11 protein-coding genes are annotated in these 14357 nt (G+C 74.2%); 4 read left to right on the forward strand and 7 right to left on the reverse strand.

The genetic code is table 11. The annotated features are described in order from the left end of the window. Window positions 1-195: 195 nt before the first annotated feature. The 3 genes from ACZ4YL_RS38585 to ACZ4YL_RS38595 are packed head-to-tail and all read right to left on the reverse strand — an operon-like array spanning window position 196 to window position 3154. Window positions 196-918, reverse strand: coding sequence for a class III extradiol ring-cleavage dioxygenase family protein (locus ACZ4YL_RS38585; protein WP_468122957.1), 723 nt, complete (start codon window positions 916-918; stop codon window positions 196-198). A gap of 38 nt (window positions 919-956) precedes the next feature. Then, the gene (gene miaB, locus ACZ4YL_RS38590; protein WP_468122958.1) at window positions 957-2480 is read right to left on the reverse strand and encodes a tRNA (N6-isopentenyl adenosine(37)-C2)-methylthiotransferase MiaB; all 1524 of its coding nucleotides are present in this window, start codon (window positions 2478-2480) and stop codon (window positions 957-959) included. Then, a complete protein-coding gene (locus ACZ4YL_RS38595; RefSeq protein WP_468122959.1) occupies window positions 2477-3154 on the reverse strand; it encodes a maleylpyruvate isomerase family mycothiol-dependent enzyme in 678 nt (225 codons plus the stop codon). The genes miaB and ACZ4YL_RS38595 overlap by 4 nt, the downstream gene beginning before the upstream one ends. Window positions 3155-3273: 119 nt before the next feature. Between ACZ4YL_RS38595 and ACZ4YL_RS38600 the strand changes: the two genes are divergently transcribed. Beyond that, window positions 3274-4275: a LysR family transcriptional regulator gene (locus ACZ4YL_RS38600; protein ID WP_468122960.1), complete on the forward strand. Its 1002-nt coding sequence runs from the start codon at window positions 3274-3276 to the stop codon at window positions 4273-4275. A 32-nt stretch (window positions 4276-4307) separates the two neighbouring features. Beyond that, a complete protein-coding gene (locus ACZ4YL_RS38605; RefSeq protein ID WP_468122961.1) occupies window positions 4308-5303 on the forward strand; it encodes a TAXI family TRAP transporter solute-binding subunit in 996 nt (331 codons plus the stop codon). Between the two features lie 57 nt (window positions 5304-5360). On the opposite strand, the gene ACZ4YL_RS38610 is transcribed toward ACZ4YL_RS38605, so the two are convergent. Both ACZ4YL_RS38610 and ACZ4YL_RS38615 read right to left on the reverse strand, forming a co-directional pair. After that, window positions 5361-6386 carry an ROK family protein gene (locus tag ACZ4YL_RS38610; RefSeq protein ID WP_468123010.1) on the reverse strand — a complete coding sequence of 342 codons (1026 nt, stop codon included), beginning with the start codon at window positions 6384-6386 and terminating at the stop codon, window positions 5361-5363. A 33-nt stretch (window positions 6387-6419) separates the two neighbouring features. Next, a complete protein-coding gene (locus ACZ4YL_RS38615; protein ID WP_468122962.1) occupies window positions 6420-7553 on the reverse strand; it encodes a LacI family DNA-binding transcriptional regulator in 1134 nt (377 codons plus the stop codon). 741 nt (window positions 7554-8294) lie between these two features. Here ACZ4YL_RS38615 and ACZ4YL_RS38620 point away from each other — a divergent pair. After that, entirely contained in the window at window positions 8295-9584 is a 1290-nt protein-coding gene (locus ACZ4YL_RS38620) for a glycoside hydrolase 5 family protein (RefSeq protein ID WP_468122963.1), read from the forward strand. Between the two features lie 108 nt (window positions 9585-9692). After that, window positions 9693-11945: an endo-beta-N-acetylglucosaminidase gene (locus ACZ4YL_RS38625; protein ID WP_468122964.1), complete on the forward strand. Its 2253-nt coding sequence runs from the start codon at window positions 9693-9695 to the stop codon at window positions 11943-11945. Window positions 11946-11967: 22 nt separating this feature from the next. Here ACZ4YL_RS38625 and ACZ4YL_RS38630 read toward each other — a convergent pair whose 3' ends face one another. Continuing rightward, window positions 11968-13383 carry a sensor histidine kinase gene (locus tag ACZ4YL_RS38630; protein ID WP_468122966.1) on the reverse strand — a complete coding sequence of 472 codons (1416 nt, stop codon included), beginning with the start codon at window positions 13381-13383 and terminating at the stop codon, window positions 11968-11970. Between the two features lie 12 nt (window positions 13384-13395). Continuing rightward, window positions 13396-14112: a response regulator transcription factor gene (locus tag ACZ4YL_RS38635; protein ID WP_468122967.1), complete on the reverse strand. Its 717-nt coding sequence runs from the start codon at window positions 14110-14112 to the stop codon at window positions 13396-13398. Window positions 14113-14357: the final 245 nt, after the last annotated feature.

Genomic DNA, 14357 nt, shown 5'->3' on the forward strand with positions numbered 1-14357 from the left:
CCCCCCCCCCCCCCCCCCCCCCCCCCCCCCCCCCCCCCCCCCCCCCCCCCCCCCCCCCCCCCCCCCCCCCCCCCCCCCCCCCCCCCCCCCCCCCTTCGCCGTTCCAGGAGCGCCAGGAGCTCCAGGAGCCCTACGCCGCCCCTGTCCGCTCTGTCGGCCTTGTCGGCCCCTGTCGGCTCTGCGGCCGCGGCGCGGCTACGACCAGGCGGCGACGAAGTACCCCACGCCGTACGGTGCGTCCTCGTACAGCAGGCGCCCTTCCAGCTCCGCGCCCTCGGCGGCGCCGGCCAGCACCTGCCAGGGGGCCCGTCCGGCGGCCTGGAGCTCGGCCGCGAGAGCGGCGTCGATCCCGGCCAGCGCGGCCACGTCGGCGGCGCCCAGCGCGCGGGCGGCGGCGGCGTCGAAGGCGGCGGCCCGCTCGTCGAGGTAGCCGGGTGCCTTGAGGGTGCGGCAGGCACTGCCGTCCCCGAGGACCAGCATGGCCACGCGTTCGGCGGAACCGCCCAGGTCCGCGCCGAGGAGGCCGCAGCCGCTCGGGGCGAGGTCCGCGGCGACCGCCACTCCGGCGACCGGGGCCGCCGCCCAGCGGGCCTGTCCCAGCAGCCAGCCGGCCACCGCGAGGGAAGCCGGGAGGACGGTCCCGGTGGCGTGGCCGCTCGGCGGCTCGCCCAGGTCGGGGCCCAGGGTGACGCTCAGGTCCACCCCGAAGCCGGCGAAACCGCCGGGAGTGCCCTGGTCGTACGCGCCGCCCTCGGCGGCGGCCCCGACCACGACCAGCAGGTCGGGCCGGGACGCGGCGAGCACCGCCAGCGCGTCGGAGCAGGCGGTGCGGGCGTCGCCGAGTTCGGCGGCGGCCCCCGCGGCGACCTCCGGCACGAGCAGCGGCGGGGCGGGACAGACGGCAGCGGCTACGAGCATGATCCGCAGCCTAGCCGCAGGCGCGGGACCCGTGTCGCTCAGGAGGAGGCGGGCACCGAGCAGCCGGAGGCGACGGTCGGCAGCGGCGCCGGGACGCCCAGCGTCGGGATGCCGAGCATGACGCCCGCCGGCTGGGCGGGGGCGGCGTTGCGCTTCTCCCAGGCGTCGCCGGCGCGCGTCCGGCGCACGGTCAGCGTCGGGCCCTCGGCCAGCAGGTGGTGCGGGGCCGCGTAGGTGATGTCCACGGTGACCACGTCACCCGGGCGGACCTCCGCCTCCGGCTTCGTGAAGTGGACCAGGCGGTTGTCGGGCGCGCGGCCGGAGAGGCGGTGCGTGGCGCCGTCCTTGCGGCCCTCGCCCTCCGCGACCATGACCTCCAGCGTGCGGCCGACCTGCTTCTTGTTCTCGTCCCAGGAGATCTCCTCCTGGAGGGCGACCAGGCGCATGTACCGCTCCTGGACCACCTCCTTGGGGATCTGCCCGTCCATGTCGGCGGCGGGGGTGCCGGGCCGCTTGGAGTACTGGAAGGTGAAGGCGTTCGCGAAACGGGCCTCGCGCACCGCGTGCATCGTCTGCTGGAAGTCCTCCTCCGTCTCACCGGGGAAGCCCACGATGATGTCGGTGGAGATCGCGGCGTGCGGGATCGCGGCGCGGACCTTCTCGATGATCCCGAGGAATCGCTCCTGCCGGTACGAACGGCGCATCGCCTTCAGGATCGTGTCCGATCCGGACTGCATCGGCATGTGCAGCTGCGGCATCACGTTCGGGGTCTCGGCCATCGCCGCGATCACGTCGTCCGTGAAGTCGCGCGGGTGCGGGGAGGTGAAACGGATCCGCTCCAGGCCCTCGATCTGGCCGCAGGCGCGCAGCAGCTTGCTGAAGGCCTCGCGGTCACCCAGGTCCGAACCGTACGCGTTCACGTTCTGGCCGAGCAGGGTGATCTCCGAGACGCCCTCGGCGACCAGGGCCTCCACCTCGGCGAGGATGTCGCCGGGCCGGCGGTCCTCCTCCTTGCCGCGCAGGGCCGGGACGATGCAGAAGGTGCAGGTGTTGTTGCAGCCGACGGAGATCGAGACCCAGGCGGCGTACGCGGACTCGCGGCGGGTCGGGAGCGTGGAGGGGAAGGCCTCCAGCGACTCGGCGATCTCGACCTGCGCCTCCTCCTGGATGCGGGCGCGCTCCAGCAGCACGGGCAGCTTGCCGATGTTGTGCGTACCGAAGACGACATCGACCCAGGGGGCCCGCTTGACGATGGTGTCGCGGTCCTTCTGCGCGAGGCAGCCGCCGACGGCGATCTGCATGCCGGGGCGCTTCGTCTTCATCGGGGCCAGCCGACCGAGGTTGCCGTACAGCTTGTTGTCGGCGTTCTCGCGGACCGCGCAGGTGTTGAAGACCACGACGTCGGCGTCGCCGTCGGCGCCCTCGGGCGCCCGGACGTAGCCGGCGTCCTCCAGCAGACCGGAGAGCCGCTCCGAGTCGTGCACGTTCATCTGGCACCCGTAGGTGCGCACCTCGTAGCTTCGCTTCACGTCCACTGCCTGGCTCCGGTCGCTGCTGGTCATGCAACAAGGGTAGGCGGTACCCGGTGGCCCTCCGGTCCCCCGTTCAGCCGACCCGGGGGAAGGCGGCGGCCGAAGAGGACGAGCAGCAGGTCCTGGGCTTCTCCGTACACCGGAGTTCCCTCGCCGAAGGACCAGTCCAGGTCCTGCGCGCGCAGCTGGACACCGGTCAGGTCGGCGCCGAAGAAGCGCAGGGACCGGGGGGTGACCGCGTCGAGGAGGAGCCGCAGCCGGTCCTCGGGGACGCGGCGCGGGTGGCCGAGTGCGACGGTGATGTCGAGGCCGTGGACCACGTCGTGGGCGAGGGCTCCGGTGGGGCCGGCGGCGGGCGGCTTCCAGGGGTGTCCGGCGTTCTCGCGGAGCAGCGCGGCGAGCTCGCGCGCGGTGAAGGCGGCGGCGTCGCGGCGGGCCGTGCGATCGGTCATCCGGTGCAGGCTGCCGCGGGCCCGCAGCAGTTCGGCGGCGAAGCCGGGGAGGGTGGTGCGGAAGCCGAGGGACAGGTGGGCGGCGACCTCGCGGACGCGCCAGCCGGCGCAGAGCGACCGGGCGTCCCACCGGTCCGGGGTGAGGGCGTCCAGTACGTCGGCCAGCTCGCGGCGTTCGGCGGCGACGGCCGCGGCGATCGTACGGCGGCGCACGGAGGCGGGAGAGGTGGAGCGGGACGCGGGTCGGGGCACGGGTCCGGGCGTGGGTCCGGGCTTGGGTCGGGGCGCTGATCGGCTCATGGCTTCAGGGTCGAGGGGCAACCGGACATAAGTCCAAGAGTGGGTCCTTCTACGATCTAGAATCTGTGCTTATGGAACTGGCTCAGCTGCGCTACTTCGTGGCCGTGGTGGAAGAGGGCGGCTTCACGCGGGCCGGGGCGCGGCTGCACGTGTCACAGCCCGGGGTGAGCGCTCAGGTCGCGCAGCTGGAACGCGAGCTCGGGCAGCGGCTGCTCGACCGGTCCGGGCGGCGCGTGACCCCGACGGAGGCGGGCCGGGCGGTCCTCTCGTACGCGCGGGCCGCGCTGGCGGCGGTGGAGGGCGTGCGGCGGACGGCCGAGGAGTTCTCCGGCCTGCTGCGCGGGCGGGTGGCCCTGGGGCTGGTCCCGGGGGCGGCCGGGGCGGTGGTGGACGGGTTCGACGTGGTGGAGGTGCTCGGGGCCTTCCACGACGAGCACCCCGGGGTGGAGATCGCGCTCTCCGAGGACACCTCGGAGCGGATGCTGGCCGCGCTGCTGCGCGGGGAGCTGGACCTGGCGGTGGTCGGCCTCGCGGGGGAGCCGCCGACGGGCGTCTCCTGCCAGGTGGTGCTCGACGAACCCCTGGTCGCGGCGGTACGGGCGGACGATCCGCTGGTGGCGGCCGCCGTGGACGGCGCGATCCCGCTGACCGCCCTGCGCGGACGGGCCCTGATCAGCCTGCCGCGGGGGACCGGGCTGCGCGGGGTGCTGGAGCGGGCGTGCGCGCAGGCGGGCTTCGCGCCGCGGGTGGACTTCGAGGCGGCGGCGCCCGCCGTGCTGGTCCGGCTGGCCGCGCGGGGCCTGGGGGTGGCGGTGGTGCCGTCCGGGGCGGAGTCGGGAGCGGGCCCACGGGCCGGCGTCGGCAACGACACCGCCGGCGGCAGCGGCAGCGGCAGCGGCAGCGGCAGCGGCAGCGGCAGCGGCAGCGGCAGACTGTGCGCGCTGCGGATCACCGAGCCGGGGCTGACCGGGAGGGTCGCGCTGGCCTGGCGCACGGACGGACCGCCCGGGCCGGCCGCGCGCAAGCTGCTGGGAAGGCTCCGCTCGGGAGCTCCCGGACGGCCCGCGCCGTGACAGGACGGCGGACGGGTGGCAGGATCGCGGCCATGCCTCTCGTACCGCCCCGGATCAGCAGGCGCCACGCCCTGCGGGTCCTGGTGGCCGTACTCGCCGTGCTCGGCGTCCTGACGTGGTGGCTGAAGCCCTTCGGGCAGCCGGAACTGCAGGGCGAGCTCACCTTCAGCACGGGCGCGCGGACCGGGGTCTACCACCGGTACGGGCAGCTCCTGGAGCAGGCGCTCGGCCGGGACATGCCCGGGATGGACGTACATCTGGAGACCAGCGAGGGCTCGCAGGAGAACCTGAAGCGGCTGGCCACCGGTGAGGCGGACTTCACGGTGGCGACGGCGGACGCGGTCGCCAAGTACCAGCTCGACAAGAAGCCCGGCGCGGACCGGCTGCGCGGGGTCGCACGGCTCTACGACGACTACGTGCAGCTGGTGGTCCCGACCGACTCCCCGGTGCAGTCGGCCCGTGACCTGCGCGGCAAGCGGGTCGCGATCGGCCAGCCGGGGTCCGGCGTGCGGCTGGTCTCGGAGCGGCTGCTGAGGGCGGCCAAGATCGACCCGGTGCTGGACATCACGTCGGTGTCCATCGGCATCGACACCATGCCGGGCGAATTGGAGGCCGGCCGGATCGACGCGTTCTTCTGGTCCGGCGGCCTGCCGACGAACGCCGTGCGCGAGCTGTCGGAGCGTTTCGACATCCGGCTCGTGCAACTCGGCGACCTGGTGGAACAGCTGCAGGAGAGCGGCAGCCCGGGGCGCTACTACCGGACGGCCGTGATGCCGCAGGACGCCTACGCGCGGGCGCGCAACACCAGCTCGGTGTCGACCCTGGCCGTGCCGAACCTGCTGGTGACCACGGCGGGGACCGACCCCCAGCTCACCGAGCAGCTGACGCGGACGGTGATCCTCAGCCGCGACCTCGTCGGGCGCCAGGTGCATGCGGCGCAGCTCGTGGACCTGCGGACGGCGATCTACACCGACCCCCTGGACCTGCACGAGGGCGCGCGCCGGTACTACCGGTCCGTCAAGCCTTGAGGCTCCTGAAGGTCCCGAGCGTCCTGAGGGTCACGAGGGTCCCGAGCGTCCCAAGCGTCACGAAGAGGACGGCGCCGAAGGCAGCAGCATGGTCGCCGCCGCGGCCGCGCCGATCAGCCCCGCATGGGTGCCCAGCATCGCCGGCACCACCTGGATGTCCTTGACGAACGAGAGCGTGGCGTAGGCCGCGAGGTGGCTGCGGATCGGGGCGAAGAGGGTGTCGCCGGCGGTGGCCACCCCACCGCCGATGACAGCGATGTCCGTCTCCACGAGGGTCGCGGTGGCCGCGATGGCGGCGGCCAGGGCGCGGCCCGCCCGGTCGAAGGCGGCCAGGGCGATCGGGTCACCCTCGGCGGCGGCAGTGGCCACGCCCGCCGCCGTGGCATCGCCTCCGCCGCCTGCCTTGTCCGATCCGTTGTCCGACGGGGTCCAGCCCTGGTCCAGGGCCCAGCGGGCGATCGCCGTACCGGAGGCGATCGACTCGACGCACCCGTGGCCGCCGCACGCGCAGGGTTCGCCGTCGAAGGCCACACTGATGTGGCCGATGTGGCCCGCGTTGCCCGTGGGGCCGGGGTGGAGCTGGTTGTTCAGGATCAGGCCGCCGCCCACGCCCGTGGAGACCACCATGCACAGGGCGTTCGCGTGGCCCCGGGCCGCGCCCAGCCAGTGCTCGGCGGCGGTCATCGCCACCCCGTCACCGGCCAGCACGGTCGGCAGGTCGGCCCCGCGCGCCGCGAGCTCCGCCACGACGCGCTCCTGGACCGGGAACTCCCGCCAGGCCCCGATGTTGACCGGGCTGACCGTGCCCCGGGAGGTGTCCACCGGGCCGGCGCTGCCGATCCCGCAGCGGACCGCCGAGGCCCACAGCGGCGATGCGGAGAGGTCGGCGACGACCTCGGCGACCGCCGCCATGACTCCGTCGGCGTCCGCCCCGCGCGGGGTCGGGCGGCGGGTGGTGGCCGTCATCGTGCCGTCGGGGTGCACCAGCGCACCGGCGATCTTCGTACCCCCGATGTCGATCGCCACCGTCGGTCCGGAGGCCGCTGCGGCGGCCCGCGGTGCGGGGAACGGGGCGCTGGGAATGATCACGGTGGCGGCTCCAGGAAGGTTTCAGGATTAAGTATGCGCCGGGGGCGGCGCCGTGCTCTCGCGAGGCTCCAGCCTCGGCCGCTCGCTGATCCGCACGCCGGGCGGGCTGCCCGCGAGGACGGCCAGGAGTTCCTCGGCTGCCAGCCGGCCGAAGCCGGCGGTGTCCCGTACGAGCGCGGTGAGCCGGGGATGGGTGACCCGGCAGAGCGCGGAGTCGTCCCAGGCCACGATCGACAGCCGGCCCGGGACGGGGATGCCCAGCTCGGCGGCGACCGCGCTCCCGGCGACGGCCATCACGTCGTTGTCGTAGACGAGCGCCGTGGGCGGATTCGGCTCGGCGAGGACCCGTCGGGTGGCCGCCGCGCCCTCGGCGTCGGAGTAGTCGGTGACCACCGAGCGCACCTGGTCCGCGCCGAGACCGCGACGTGCGGCCTCGGCCCGCAGGGACTCCATCCGGCGGACCGTGTGGGCGAGGCCGGGGAGCCCGGCGACGTGCACGATCCGGCGGTGGCCCAGCCCGTACAGGTGCTCCAGGACCTGGGCCATGGCGCCGGCGTCGTCGGCCCGGACCGAGGACAGGGTCGTGGGGGGAGCCGGGGCAGGAGCCGGGGAGAGACCTCGCCCGCCCCCGTCGACGCCCCCGTCACCGACGCCCCCGTCACCGAGACCGCCGGCCGCTCCGCCGGCGGAGGACAGGGCCTCGCCGATGGTGACCGCGGGCAGGGCCAGTCCTTCCAGGAGCGCCGGTCGCGGGTCGCTCGTACGCGGGTCGACGACGAGGACGCCGTCGACCCGTCGCTCGGCCCACCAGCGGCGGTAGACGGCGCATTCGGCGTCGATGTCCTCGACGACCTGGAACAGCAGGGCCGTCCGGGCGGCGGAGAGGACCTCCTGGATGCCGGAGACGAGCTGGAGGAAGAAGGACTCGACGCCGAGCGTGTGCGCGGGCCGGGCGAGGACCAGGCCGACGGCTCCGGAGCGTTCGCCGGACAGGGCCCGGGCCGCGCTGTTGGGCTGCCAGCCGAGTTCCTCGGCGACACGTCGGATCCGGGCCCTGGTGTCCTGCGAGACGCCCGGCCGGTCGTTGAGCGCGAAGGAGACGGCGCTCTCCGACACACCGGCCTGCCGGGCGATGTCCTTGATCGTGGGTCTGCGGGCCATGGCCTGCCTCATTCGTCCTTCGGGTGCGTCACACGTGGCGGAATACGGACGGCAATGGCCGGACCGTACGCGATCCTGCCCTGACAGGCCGCTTTTATGACGATCCATTGGTTTCCGGGAGGGGTGTCGAGCCGGGGACGGGACTCCGTGACACGTCACCGCATCACGTCACCGCATACGGCGTGCCCCCAGCGGGGCCGTCCCCGTGCCGTGCGGCCAGGAGCTGCTGAACACGGGCTGCTGCGGCCTCCCGTTCCACCAGGTCCCCGGCCCGGCACCACAGGAGGCCCTGGCGGTCCGATGCGCGTACGGAGCTTCGCGCCCGGCCACCCCGGCCGGCTGCCCGGCGGCCTCCAGGCGGCCCGAGGCGGCGACGGCCCGGGCGAGTTCCGCCGGTGACCCGGTGTGCACCGGGGCCGGCAAGTCCCGGACCCGGTAAGGAGGTCGAGGCCGGGGCTCCGCAGCGCGCGCAGCGGTGCCCGGGCCGGGGTGGCGGCGGCCCGTGACCGAAATACCGCTGATACCACTGTCCATTTCCACACACTTCCTTGCCGCCAACCCACAACTAAAGCGCATTAGTTTCCTCAGACTCTTCTCCATGGAAGCCTTGTGTCAACTGGACTGAAGCGCATAAGTACACGAGTGGGGGCCCTGTTGACTTTCCTCACCCGCACCGGCAGGTTGTGCCGCATCCGGTGAATTCCTCCAGTACTCGCGTACTCCAGAACTCCAGGACGCCCCGTGCCCGATGACGCGCTCCGCTTCGGCGCCAACTACACGCCGGCCTGCGGCTGGTTCCACCACTGGCTGGACTTCGACCTCGCCGAGGTACGGGCCGACCTCGACTCGATCGCCGCACTCGGGCTGGACCACATCCGCGTATTCCCGCTGTGGCCGGTCTTCCAGCCGAACCGGACGCTGATCCGGCCGCGCGCCGTCGAGCAGCTCGTCGCGCTCGCCGACGCGGCCGCCGAGCACGGGCTCGACGTCAACGTGGACGGCCTGCAGGGGCATTTGTCGAGTTTCGACTTCCTGCCCGCCTGGACCCGGACCTGGCACCGGCGCAGCATCTTCACCGATCCGGACGTGGTCGCCGGGCAGGAGGAGTACCTGCGCACGCTGGCCGCGGCCCTCGCCGACCGGCCGAACTTCCTGGGCATGACGGTCGGCAACGAGATCAACCAGTTCTCCGGCGCCCCGCACCCCGACCCCGACCGGATCACCCCGGACCAGGCCGCCCGCTGGCTGGAGCGGATGCTCGCCGCCTGCGAGGCGGGCGCCCCGGGGCGGCTGCATCTGCATGCCGAGTACGACGCGGCCTGGTACCAGGACGGGCACCCCTTCACCGCGGCCCAGGCGGCCCGGCTGGGCGGGGCCACCGCCGTGCACTCCTGGGTGTTCAACGGCACCGCGCAGCGCCACGGCCGGAGCGGAACGGCGACCGAGCACCATGCCGCGTACCTGATCGAGCTGTCCAAGGCCTGGGCCCTGGACCCGCACCGCCCGGTGTGGCTCCAGGAGGTCGGCGCCCCGGCGCCGCTGATCCCGCCCGAGCACGCGGCGCACTTCACCGAGGCCACCGTCGCGAACGCCCTGGACTGCCCGGACCTGTGGGGCGTGACCTGGTGGTGTTCGCACGACGTGTCCCGGGAGCTCGCGGACTTCCCGGAGCTGGAGTACGGCCTCGGCCTGCTCACCAACGACCGCCGGACCAAGCCGGTCGGCGCCGCCGTCTCCCGGATCGCCGCGCGGTGGCGGGGCCGCGCACACCGCCCGGCACCGCGGTCCACCGCGCTCGCCGTGGACGTCGGCGGGGATGCGGGCGAGGTCACCGGCGCTGACGCCGGCGGGGCGGCGGGGGCTCCGGGGCGCTCGGTGTGCGCCCCGGGCGGCGCGTTCTTCGAAGCCTGGGCCTCGCTGACGGCCCAGGGGGTGCGCCCTGCGGTGGTCCTCGCGGAACGCGCCGCGGACCCCGCCCATCTGGCCGCGCGCGGCATCACCGAGGTGCTGCGCGTGCGCGACGTGACCTGACCTGACCTGACCTTTCCTGCCCTGACCTTTCCTGCCCTGACCTGACCTGACCTGACCGAGCGATCCCCCGATCCTTCGATCCACCGATCCCTTCGTGAGGAGCCCCGCATGCCCGAGACCGACAACGGCGTCGATCCCCGTACGCCGCCCGCCGCGGTACGGCCGACCCGGCGCAGGGTGCTGGCCACCGGGGCCGGGGCCGCCGCGCTGCTGGGCCTGGCGGGCCGCGCCCGGGCCGCCGCCGCGCCCGCCCCCTTACCCGTGGGAACGCCGGCACCGGCCCCGGCCGGCCTGGCCCCGTACGCCTCGTACTGGTTCCCGGACTCCCTCCCGTCGGGGACCCCCGGACCCGGGATCGTGTGGCGCTCGCTCAGCCGGTGGACCCCCGAGAGCGACCCCGACCTGGCCCACAACACCTCGACCGTGCCCCTGGCGGAACGATTCACCCCGGTCCCGGCGAACCGGGACGCCCGCGTCGGCCAGGCCCGTATCTCCTCCCTGGTCTCCTTCGGGCCCACGGCCGGGAACCCGTCCCAGGGCTCACCGACCGCCGACCACTACGCGCTGACGCACTGGGCGTACATCGACGAGCTGGTCTTCTGGGGCGGCTCGGCCGGCGAGGGCATCGTGCTCGCGCCGAACGCGCCCGTGGTCGACGCCGCCCACCGCAACGGGGTCCGGGTGCTGGGCAACGTGTTCCTGCCGCCCGTCGCCTACGGCGGCGACCTCCGGTGGACCCGCGACCTGGTGCGGCGGGACTCCCTCGGCCGCTTCCCGATCGCCGACAAGCTCGTCCGGGTGGCGCGGACCTACGGCTTCGACGGCTGGTTCGTGAACGCCGAGACCGACGGCGGGGACAGCGCGCTCGCCACCCGGATGCGGGAGTTCCTGCGCGCCCTGCGGGCGGCCGGCGAGCCCCACGGTCTGCGCATCACCTGGTACGACGCCATGAACAGCACCGGCCGGGTGGGCTGGCAGGGCGCCCTCAACGCGCTCAACCAGGAGTTCTTCGAGGACCGGGCCGGGAAGGTCTCGGACACGATGTTCGTGGACTTCCGCTGGACCCCGGACACCCTGGCCGCCTCGGGCACGCTCGCCGGCCGCCTCGGCCGCTCCCGCCACGAACTGTGGGCCGCCGTGGACACCGAGTCCCGCGGCTGGGACTCCGTCGTCGACTGGGACGCGATCGTCCCGCGCGGGCGGGACCACGTCGTCAGCTACGGCTTCTACCGGCCCGAATGGACCCGCAACCACCTCACCGACCGCTCCCCCGGAGCCTTCCACCGCGCCGACGACCGGTTCTGGACGGGCGAGTCCCTGGACCCGGCCCGGCCCGCGCCCGAATCCGGGTCCGGGTCCGGGTCCGCGTCCGGGTCCGCGTCCGGGTCCGCGTCCGGGTCCGCGTCCGGGTCCCGCTGGCGGGCCCCCGCGACGGTCGTCGCCGACCGGTCCACCGTCACCGCGCTCCCCTTCGCCTGCTCCTTCAACACCGGGCACGGGCTGCGCTGGTACGACGGCGGCAGGGTCGTCTCGGACGTGCCCTGGAACCACCTCGGGCTCCAGGACCGGCTCCCCGGCCGCCGCTGGGCGGTGGACACCGCCGGGGCGCGCCCCTCGGTCGGCCTGGACTTCGCGGACGCCTGGCGCGGCGGCTCCAGCCTGCTCGTCGAAGGCGCGCTGACCGCGCCCGCGATCATCGGGCTGCACTCCACACGGCTGCCGCTGACCCGCGGGTCGGTCCTGGAGCTCGTGCACGCCACCGGGCCGGAGCCGGTCCCGGCGGAGAACACGACGGAGACCGCGGCTGAGACCGCGGCTGAGATAGCGGTGGAGGTCGGTGTGGCCCTCCGCGAGCCGTCAGGCCCCGGCGAGCCGGTCCCCTACACGTGGCTGCCGGCCGGGACCCGGGACGCCGGGCAGGGCTGGCGCACGACGCGGGCCGGGCTGGCGTCGCTGGCGGGCAGGACCGCGTACGGCCTGGCGGTACGGATCACCGCGCTCGGGAAGAAGCCGGTGGTGTGGCGGATCGGCGCCGTGTCGGTGCGCGACGAGACCCGCACCCGGCGCCCGGCCCCGCCCACCGCCCCGGTCGTGGACGCCTCGTCCCGACAGGACGGCCGGGCCTGGCTGCGCCTGTCCTGGCGGGCGTCGGCCGGTCCCGGCGGGCGGCCGCGCCACTACGAGGTGTGGCGGGCCCTCCCCGACGGCACCCGGCGCTTCCTCGGGGGTACCTGCGGCACCGCCCTGTACCTGCCCGCCGTCCCGCGTGCCGGGCGGGAGCGGGCGGCGGCCTTCGAGGTCCGGGCCGTCGACGAGCTGTACGCGGTGTCGGAGGCGGCCCGCACCACCCTCGTCTGGTAGCCGGACCCACGAGACCTGGGGGTCAGGCGCCGTGGGGGTCGGTGCGCGGGACGGTCACCGTCACCCGCAGCCCGTGCGGCGGGTTCTTCTCGTAGGAGAGGGTCCCGCCGCCCGCGGCGAGCAGGGCACGGGAGATCGACAGGCCGAGCCCGGAGCCCTTGACGTTCTGGTGGCGGCCGCTGCGCCAGAACCGGTCGCCGACGCGGAGCAGCTCGTCCTCGGTGAGGCCGGGGCCGCGGTCGGAGACGACCACACGGACGGAGCGCCCCTCGCTGGAGACGGAGACTTCGACCTCCTCACCCGTGGGGGTGAATTTGAGGGCGTTGTCGATGACCGCGTCGAGCGCGCTGGACAGGGCGATGGGGTCGGCCCACCCGGTGAGGGCGGTCCGGCCCGTCTCGGTGAGCCGTACGCCCTTCTCCTCGGCGTACGGGCGCCACGCGGCGACCCGCTCGGCCGCCAGGGCCCCGATGTCGGTGAGGCTGATCTCGGCGGAGGTGTGCTCGGCCAGCGCCAGGTCCAGCAGGTCGTCCAGGACCTGGGTCAGGCGCTTGCCCTCGGTGCGCACGGAGGCGATCTCCTCGTTCCCCTCGGGCAGCTCGAGGGCGAGCAGCTCGATCCGCAGGAGCAGCGCCGCGAGCGGGTTGCGCAGCTGGTGGGAGGCGTCGGCGACGAACGCCCGCTGCTGTTCCAGGACCTCTTCGACGTTGTCGGCCATCTCGTTGAACGAGTGGGCCAGGCGTTGGAGTTCCGGGGGCCCGCCGGCGGCCGCGACGCGCGAGTTCATCCGTCCGGTGGCGATGCCGTGGGCGGCCGCGTCCAGGGTCTGCACGGGCTTGAGCACCCAGCTGGTGAGCTTGAGGGCAGCGCCGAAGGCGACCAGCATGGCGGCGGCGAGCCCGCCCGCGATCAGCAGCCAGCCCTTCAGGATGCGGGCGCGCATCTGGTCGGTCGGCGATTCGGTGGCGACGACCGCGACCACGTCGCCGTCGAGGACGACCGGGGAGACGACGAGCAGTTTGCCGTCGGTCTGCCAGGGCCACACCTGTGGGGGATCATGGCTGCGCCGGCCGGCCAGCGCCTCCGCGAAGGCCCGGCGGCCCTCGCCCGATTCCGGGAGCTGCCACCAACCCGGGGACCGGGCCAGGGCGTTGTAGTTGCGGTGGAAGATGCCGACGCGGATTCCGTACAGGGTCTGGTAGCGGGCGAGTTCGAGCCCGAGGGCATCGCGGCGCTCTTCGGCTCCGGTAGTGGATCCCGAACCCTCGGCATCGATGAAGAACTGCGCGAGGGCGGCGAAGCGGGCGCTGTCGTCGATCCGGTCGACCACCACCCGCTGCTGCTGGCCGGCGGCCAGGCTCACGGCGAGCGGGAAGCCGAGGGCGAGCAGCGTGCCCGCCATCAGGATGACGAGCAGCGGGAGCAGACGGGCACGCACGGCAGAGGGCCCCTAGGGAGCGGCCGGGGCGACGAGCCGGTAGCCCACCCCTCGGACGGTCTCGATGAGGGCGGGCATGCGCAGCTTGGAGCGGAGCGAGGCGACGTGGACCTCCAGGGTGCGCCCGGTCCCCTCCCAGCTGGTGCGCCACACCTCGCTGATGATCTGCTCGCGGCGGAAGACGACGCCGGGCCGCTGCGCGAGCAGGGCCAGCAGGTCGAACTCCTTGCGGGTGAGGGGTACGTCGGCGCCGTCCACGCTGACCCGGCGGTTGGGCAGCTCGATGCTGACGGAGCCGAGGTGGACCGTGGTGGGCGTGCCGGAGCCGGGGGCGGCGGCCTCGTCGGCGGCGCCGGTGCGCCGGGCGACGGCGTGGATCCGGGCGAGGAGCTCGCCGGTGTCGTAGGGCTTGACCACGTAGTCGTCGGCGCCCATGTTCAGGCCGTGGATGCGGGAGCGTACGTCGGCCCGCGCGGTCACCATGATCACGGGTGTGGCGGTGCGCTTGCGGATCTTGCCGCACACCTCGTAGCCGTCCTGGTCGGGCAGACCGAGGTCGAGCAGGATCACACCGTAGGGCTGGGGGCCGGCCGGGGCGCCGGCGACCAGGAGCGCCTGCAGGGCCTCTTCACCGTTGCGGGCGTGGGTGACCTGGAAGCCGTGGCGGGCGAGGATCGCGGACAGGGCTGCCGCGACGTGATCGTCGTCCTCGACGAGCAGCAGTCTCATGCCGTCCCCCTCTCCTCTTCTCTCACTCGGGCTTCACCACGCATGGTCACACGCAGGGCCGCACGTAGGGCCACCATGCATCCACGCCGATGCGGAGTCCCACGTCAAGGGGGTCCCGCCCCGGCGCGCCTTCCGTTATGCACCCGGTACGCGTCCATGATCGACCACATCGGTGGTGCGCACGGAGCGTATCCGGAAGAGGCCGGATCGTTATCCTCAATTCTCCCTCAGATGTGATGACGTTG

Source organism: Streptomyces sp. NPDC030021 (genome assembly GCF_055574035.1).

What these genes read in the sequence shown, in the direction of transcription:
- ACZ4YL_RS38585 (WP_468122957.1), bottom strand. Translation starts at nt 918, where the DNA reads ATGCTCGTAGCCGCTGCCGTCTGTCCCGCCCCGCCGCTGCTCGTGCCG.
- miaB (WP_468122958.1), bottom strand. Translation starts at nt 2,480, where the DNA reads ATGACCAGCAGCGACCGGAGCCAGGCAGTGGACGTGAAGCGAAGCTAC.
- ACZ4YL_RS38600 (WP_468122960.1), top strand. Translation starts at nt 3,274, where the DNA reads ATGGAACTGGCTCAGCTGCGCTACTTCGTGGCCGTGGTGGAAGAGGGC.
- ACZ4YL_RS38605 (WP_468122961.1), top strand. Translation starts at nt 4,308, where the DNA reads ATGCCTCTCGTACCGCCCCGGATCAGCAGGCGCCACGCCCTGCGGGTC.
- ACZ4YL_RS38615 (WP_468122962.1), bottom strand. Translation starts at nt 7,553, where the DNA reads ATGGCCCGCAGACCCACGATCAAGGACATCGCCCGGCAGGCCGGTGTG.
- ACZ4YL_RS38625 (WP_468122964.1), top strand. Translation starts at nt 9,693, where the DNA reads ATGCCCGAGACCGACAACGGCGTCGATCCCCGTACGCCGCCCGCCGCG.
- ACZ4YL_RS38635 (WP_468122967.1), bottom strand. Translation starts at nt 14,112, where the DNA reads ATGAGACTGCTGCTCGTCGAGGACGACGATCACGTCGCGGCAGCCCTG.